Annotated in this window: 1 protein-coding gene; it reads right to left on the bottom strand. The window is 59.5% G+C overall.

The window, feature by feature from the left end; translation table 11 throughout:
• Positions 1–105: 105 nt before the first annotated feature.
• Entirely contained in the window at positions 106–372 is a 267-nt protein-coding gene (locus tag QJT78_RS51870; RefSeq protein ID WP_060913161.1) for a hypothetical protein, read from the bottom strand.
• Positions 373–687 lie beyond the last annotated feature (315 nt).

Here is a 687-nt window from a genome sequence, read left to right as displayed (position 1 = left end):
CGAAAGTCATCGCCGGTGTAAAGTTCATCGACGGAATCGAAGTCATTCCGAACACTGAAAGCCACGCCGCCTGATCAGGCCGCGTCACCCAAAATCAGCCATAGCTCAACCGACGCCCAACCGGCGCAGAGGCAGGTCTCCATCATGGAGGGAGATTCCGCCGCCGGACAGCCCCATAGCTTGCACGTCGAGCATCGCGTGAAGCCGGTCACTCACCAGCGCTCCGAGCCGCTGGGCGGCCAGCTTGGCTTCTTTGATGGTTTCGGCGAACAGTATCTGCGAGTCTTTCGAGAATTCCTGGCGCGCGACACGTCCGGCTTCCGCCATCAGCCCGCGGGATGCCGTCGGACCCTTGGTTATCCGGTTGAGCACGGATTGACGTCCCTAGCCCAGATGCCGGTCTGCATAAGGCCCGAGCCGGCTTGGCGCGACGTCCTGACGATCGTGGAAGGCTAGCGCCCTGATGCTCAGTTGGTCCTCTTTGACCCGTTCGTCATAGTGTCCACTCTGCCTCAAGGCTATGGTCGACGGTGAGCCTTATCGAAAGCGCATGTTCGAGCCCCGACTGCTCTTCATCCGTAAGCGCTCCTTTCTACGCACCTATGCAGTTGAGCGCGGGGATGGGATGAGGTGTCCACCATGAACGAGGTGGACACCATCGATGATCACTCCAGAAGAACTTTTGAG

The organism is Bradyrhizobium sp. Mp27 (assembly GCF_029953005.1).
Lineage (GTDB): Bacteria > Pseudomonadota > Alphaproteobacteria > Rhizobiales > Xanthobacteraceae > Bradyrhizobium > Bradyrhizobium barranii.
The sequence above is the reverse complement of the archived record's forward strand: the minus strand, read 5'-3'. Positions and strand labels throughout refer to the sequence as shown.